We start from the raw sequence: 4,898 nt of genomic DNA on the forward strand, positions 1-4,898 counted from the left end.
CGCGCCGGGGCGACGATGCAAGAGATCGTGGCGTCGGTCAAGCGCGTGACGGACATCATGGGCGAGATCTCGGCGGCGTCGGAAGAGCAATCGAGCGGCATCGACCAGGTCAACCGCGCGGTGTCGCAGATGGACGAAGTGACGCAGCAGAACGCGGCGCTGGTGGAAGAAGCCGCCGCCGCGGCGGGCTCGCTGCAGGAACAGGCGCATCGCCTGTCCGAGGCGGTGGCCGTGTTCAAGATCAACGCTGGCGAAGTGATCGAAGTGCCGGCCCACCAGCTGGGCGGCTACCAGGCGCCGACGTTGACGCAAGACTGATCATCCGGGGCGCGAACCCCGTGATGCGGAGCGCGGCCTGGCGGCCGCGGCTCCCTTCGACCCGGCGCCCGTTTACGGCCGCCGGGTCGAATACCTTATATGAGTCTGATTTTTGTCATGGACAGCTTAAGTTTTCGAAAATATTGCCGTTCATAGTCATAACGCCCAGGACAAGGGCAGTGAACCACCCCGGGTCGCGCCGCGCATCGGCATGCGCAGGCCCTCGGGGTCGGGCGGGGACAGGTTGCGGTGGGGCGCCCGGTCCATATCGACTGCCCTTGACTGTTTGCTGCGCCATATGATGCAACCGGAGACAAGCTGTGCGCGTAAACCTTCCTGTCAATGACGTGGAAACCAAGCTGCGCGAGGATCAATACCTGATCTCGCGTACCGATACCAAGGGCCGCATCCTCTACGCGAATCCGGCATTCATCGAAGTCAGCGGATTCTCCCGCGAAGAACTGATCGGCAAGGCGCACAACATCGTGCGCCATCCCGACATGCCGCCGGAAGCCTACGCCGACCTGTGGCAGACGCTCGAAGCCGGCGAGTCCTGGCTCGGCCTGGTCAAGAACCGCCGCAAGGACGGCGGCTACTACTGGGTGCTGGCCAACGCCACGCCGATCGTCGAGAACGGCGAAGTGGTGGCGTATTCGTCGGTGCGCGTGCGGCCGAGCGACGAACAGATCGAGATGGCCGAGGCACTGTACGAGCGCATCCGCGAAGGCCGCGCCCGCGGCGTGCGTATCGTGCGCGGCCGGCCGGTGCGCGCCGGCTGGCGCCGCGGCCTGGACCTGCTGGCCTTTCCGTTCAAGCGCAACGTGCGCAGCCGCATGTTCCGCCATGCGCTGCTGTCGTCGGGCATCGTGGTGGCGGCCGGCGCCTATGGCCTGAACGCCAACTGGGCGTCGCTGGACGCCACCGGCGCCAGCCTGGCCTGCGGCCTGCTGGCATTGGGCGTGATCGGAATCTTCGGCCTGGGCTGGAGCCTGAGCCGTTCGTTGCTGGATCCGATGGTGGACGCCGCCAACATGGCGCGCCAGGTGGCCGCCGGCAACCTGACCACCCAGATCGTGGCCGATTCCGATGACGAGATCGGCAGCCTGAAGTTCTCGCTCGAAGTCATGCGCAAGAGCCTGGTCGGCATCGCCCAGGACGTCTACCGCGGCATCGAGGGCACCACCCAGGCGGCGGTCCACATCGCCCGCGGCAACCAGGAGCTGGCCGGCCGCACCGAGGGCCAGGCCGCCTCGCTGCAGCAGACCGCGGCCAGCATGGAACAGCTGACCTCGACCGTGCGCCAGAACGCCGACAACGCCCGCCAGGCCAACCAGCTGGCTGCCAGCAGCATGGACGTGGCGCGCCGGGGCGGCGTCGCGGTGGGCCAGGTGGTCAGCACCATGCATGGCATCTCCGACAGCTCGCGCAAGATCGTCGACATCGTCAGCATCATCGAAGGCATCGCCTTCCAGACCAATATCCTGGCGCTGAACGCGGCGGTGGAAGCGGCCCGCGCCGGCGAGTCCGGCAAGGGCTTCGCGGTGGTGGCCGGCGAAGTGCGCAGCCTGGCGCAGAAGAGCGCGCAGGCGGCCAAGGAAATCAAGGGCCTGATCGAGGATTCGGTCGACCGCGTGACCGAGGGCTCGGCCCAGGCCGAGCAGGCCGGCGCGACCATGGAAGAGATCGTGGCGGCGGTGCATCGCGTCACCGACATCATCGGCGAGATCTCGCAGGCGTCCCAGGAGCAGTCCAGCGGCATCGAGCAGGTCGACAGCGCGGTATCGCAGATGGACGTGATGACGGTGTAGAACACCGCGCTGGTGCAAGAACTGGGCGGCGCCGTGCTGCAGCTGGGCAACCAGTCGGGCACGCTGCGCGAGACCATCCGGGTGTTCCGCCTGACCGGGCAGCAGTAGGCCCGCGAAGACGCATGAAAAAACCGGCTCGAGGGCCGGTTTTTTCATGGGGCATGGCGCGCGGCGTTGCCTGCGGGGACGGGCGTGGCGCTATCTGCCCGCCAGCGCATCGGCCACCCGGCTCATCGCCGACAGGCCGGATTCGAACAGCGACTCCAGGAACGGGCCCGAATTGGGCAGCACCACGGTCAGCAGCACCACGCCCACGATCAGGCTGACCGGAAAACCCACCGAGAACACCGACAGCTGCGGCGCGGCGCGGTTCAGGATGCCCATCGCCAGGTTGATGGTCAGCAGCGCGCAGATCAGCGGCAGGGCCAGCAGCAGGCCGGACACGAACACGGTCTTGCCCCATTCCACCACCACGCCCCAGCCGTTCTGGTGCAGCTGGATCGCCGCCACCGGCAGGGTGTCGAACGAGCGCACCAGGGCCGCCAGCACCAGCAGGTGGCCGTCCAGCGCCAGGAACGTCAGCATCGCCACGATGTTGAACAGGCGCGACAGCACCGCGGTGTTGGCGCCGGTGCTGGGGTCGAAGAACGAGGCGAACGACAGGCCCATCTGCAGACCGACGAATTCGCCGGCGGTCTGCACCGCCGCGAACACCAGTCGCATGGAAAAGCCCATGGCGATGCCGATCAGCACTTGCTGCATCACCATCCAGAGACCGGCGAACGAGCCTGGCGCGATCGGCGGCGCCGGGTCGAGCGCCGGGCTGACGGCGACCGCCAGCACGAAGGCCAGCCCGATCTTGACCTTGACCGGGATCATTGATTCGGAGAAGAGGGGAGCGGTGCCCACCAGCGCCAGGATGCGCACGAACGGCCAGAGGAACTGGCCGATCCAGCCATTCAGCTGCTCGATGGTGAAGGAGAACATGAGGACGCGTCCCGGGGGCCGGCGGCGCGCGCCGCTACGACACCAGGCCGGGGATCTGGCCGATGAGCTGGCGGATGTAGTCGACCATGATGCCGATCAGCCACGGGCCCAGCAGCACCAGCACGCCGCACATGGCCAGCAGCTTGGGAATGAACGACAGCGTCATTTCGTTGATCTGCGTGGCGGCCTGGAAGATGCTGATCACCAGGCCCACGATCAGGGTGATGATCAGCAGCGGGCCGGCCATCGCCAGCGCGACTTTCATCGCCTGGTAGGTCATGGTCATGACGGTTTCGGCGGTCATGGCGATTCCCTATTGGTAGAAGCTCTGGGCCAGCGAGCCCATCAGCAGATTCCAGCCGTCGGCCAGCACGAACAGCATCAGCTTGAACGGTAGCGCCACGGTCACGGGTGGCACCATCATCATGCCCAGCGCCATCAGCACGCTGGCGACCACCAGGTCGATGATGAGGAACGGAATGAAGATGGTGAAGCCAATCTGGAACGCGGTCTTGAGCTCGCTGGTGATGAAGGCCGGCACCAGGATGCGCAGCGGCACCTGCGACGGATCTTCCAGCGCCGGCTGCTTGGCCAGGTTGGCGAACAGCGCCAGGTCGTTCTCGCGAGTCTGGTGCAGCATGAACGTGCGCAGCGGGCCCGCGGCGCGCTCGACGGCGGCCTCGAACTGGATCGAGCCTTCGGACAGCGGTTTGTAGGCGTCGGTGTAGATCTTGTCGAACACCGGCGACATCGTATAGAAGGTCAGGAACAGCGCCAGCCCGATCAGCACGTGGTTGGGCGGCGACATCGCGGTGCCCATGGCGCTGCGCAACAGGCCCAGCACGATGATGATGCGGGTGAAGCCAGTCATCATCAGCAGCGCCGCCGGCAGGAACGACAGCGACGTCATCAGCAGCAGCGTCTGCATGCTGAGCGAATAGGTCTGCGAGCCGTTCGCGCCCGGGGTCGCGGTCAGCGCGGGCAGGGTGGCCTGGGCGATGACGCCGGCCGGGTACAGCGCCAGGCCCAGCAGGGCGGCGGCGCCCAGCAGGGGCAACGCGCTGCGGCGGGCGCGGGGAGTGTTGGGCAAGCTCATGGTGTGGAAATGCGCGCGCCGCCTAGCGGCGCTTGAGCGCCTGGCCCAGCTTGGCCGCGAAGGCGGCGGTGGGCAAGGTCGCGGCTTGCGGCAGTTCGCCGGCAGGCAGGGTATGCAGGGGAGTGATCTGGCCGGGGCTGACGCCCACGACCACCCAGGTATTCTCGATCTCGACGACGACGATGCTCTGCCGCGCGCCGATCGGCAGGCTGGCGACCTGCTTGAGCAGGTTGCCGCCGCCGCGCTGCGTCAGGCCGGCGCGGCGCGCCAGCCAGGCCGCGGCCAGGATGGCCGCCAGCACCAGCACCAGGCCGATGATGACGCGCAGCAGGGCGGAGTCGTTCATCACGGACGCGGGGTCAACGACGGTTGTTGAGACGGTTGATGCGTTCGGACGGGGTGATGATGTCGGTCAGGCGGATGCCGTACTTGTCTTCCACCACCACCACTTCGCCCTGGGCGATCAGGTAGCCGTTGACGAAGATGTCCATCGGCTCGCCGGCCAGGCCGTCCAGCTCGACCACCGAGCCCTGGCCCAGTTGCAGCAGGTTCTTGATGGTCAGGCGGGTGCGGCCCAGTTCGACCGTCAGCTGGACGGGCACGTCCATGATCAGGTCGATGTCGGTGCCGGCGCCGGGCGCGGCGCCGGCCAGCGGCTTGAACACCGACTGCGCCGCCGACTGAGCGGC

General features: G+C 67.3%; 6 protein-coding genes and 1 pseudogene. 2 read left to right on the plus strand and 5 right to left on the minus strand.

The window, feature by feature from the left end:
- Together AOZ53_RS33025 and AOZ53_RS33030 are read left to right on the plus strand one after the other, a co-directional pair.
- On the plus strand, positions 1-318 hold a 318-nt coding region (locus AOZ53_RS33025; RefSeq protein WP_231690729.1), incomplete at its 5' end, for a methyl-accepting chemotaxis protein.
- A gap of 320 nt (positions 319-638) precedes the next feature.
- Positions 639-2,234 (plus strand): annotated as a pseudogene (locus tag AOZ53_RS33030) (methyl-accepting chemotaxis protein).
- 90 nt (positions 2,235-2,324) lie between these two features.
- Here the strand turns inward: AOZ53_RS33030 and fliR are convergent.
- From fliR to fliN, 5 genes are all read right to left on the minus strand, one after another.
- On the minus strand, positions 2,325-3,113 hold the full coding sequence (gene fliR / locus AOZ53_RS33035; protein WP_054435751.1) for a flagellar biosynthetic protein FliR: 789 nt from the start codon (positions 3,111-3,113) through the stop codon (positions 2,325-2,327).
- Positions 3,114-3,147: 34 nt separating this feature from the next.
- Complete coding sequence (fliQ, locus tag AOZ53_RS33040) at positions 3,148-3,417, minus strand: flagellar biosynthesis protein FliQ (protein WP_025138879.1); 270 nt, start codon at positions 3,415-3,417, stop codon at positions 3,148-3,150.
- 9 nt (positions 3,418-3,426) lie between these two features.
- Positions 3,427-4,209: a flagellar type III secretion system pore protein FliP gene (gene fliP, locus AOZ53_RS33045; protein WP_006394454.1), complete on the minus strand. Its 783-nt coding sequence runs from the start codon at positions 4,207-4,209 to the stop codon at positions 3,427-3,429.
- A 22-nt stretch (positions 4,210-4,231) separates the two neighbouring features.
- Positions 4,232-4,555 (minus strand): flagellar biosynthetic protein FliO, encoded by a 324-nt coding sequence (gene fliO, locus AOZ53_RS33050; protein WP_006394455.1) that lies wholly within the window; start codon positions 4,553-4,555, stop codon positions 4,232-4,234.
- 13 nt (positions 4,556-4,568) lie between these two features.
- Positions 4,569-4,898 (minus strand): flagellar motor switch protein FliN (gene fliN / locus AOZ53_RS33055; protein WP_156333608.1); only part of this gene is annotated, 330 nt, incomplete at its 5' end.

This window comes from Achromobacter sp. 2789STDY5608621 (assembly GCF_001299375.1).
GTDB classification, from domain to species: Bacteria; Pseudomonadota; Gammaproteobacteria; order Burkholderiales; family Burkholderiaceae_B; genus Achromobacter; species Achromobacter insuavis.

Excerpts from the sequence above, each read along its gene's own strand:
- fliR (WP_054435751.1), bottom strand. The coding sequence starts at position 3,113 with ATGTTCTCCTTCACCATCGAGCAGCTGAATGGCTGGATCGGCCAGTTC.
- fliQ (WP_025138879.1), bottom strand. The coding sequence starts at position 3,417 with ATGACCGCCGAAACCGTCATGACCATGACCTACCAGGCGATGAAAGTC.
- fliP (WP_006394454.1), bottom strand. The coding sequence starts at position 4,209 with ATGAGCTTGCCCAACACTCCCCGCGCCCGCCGCAGCGCGTTGCCCCTG.
- fliO (WP_006394455.1), bottom strand. The coding sequence starts at position 4,555 with ATGAACGACTCCGCCCTGCTGCGCGTCATCATCGGCCTGGTGCTGGTG.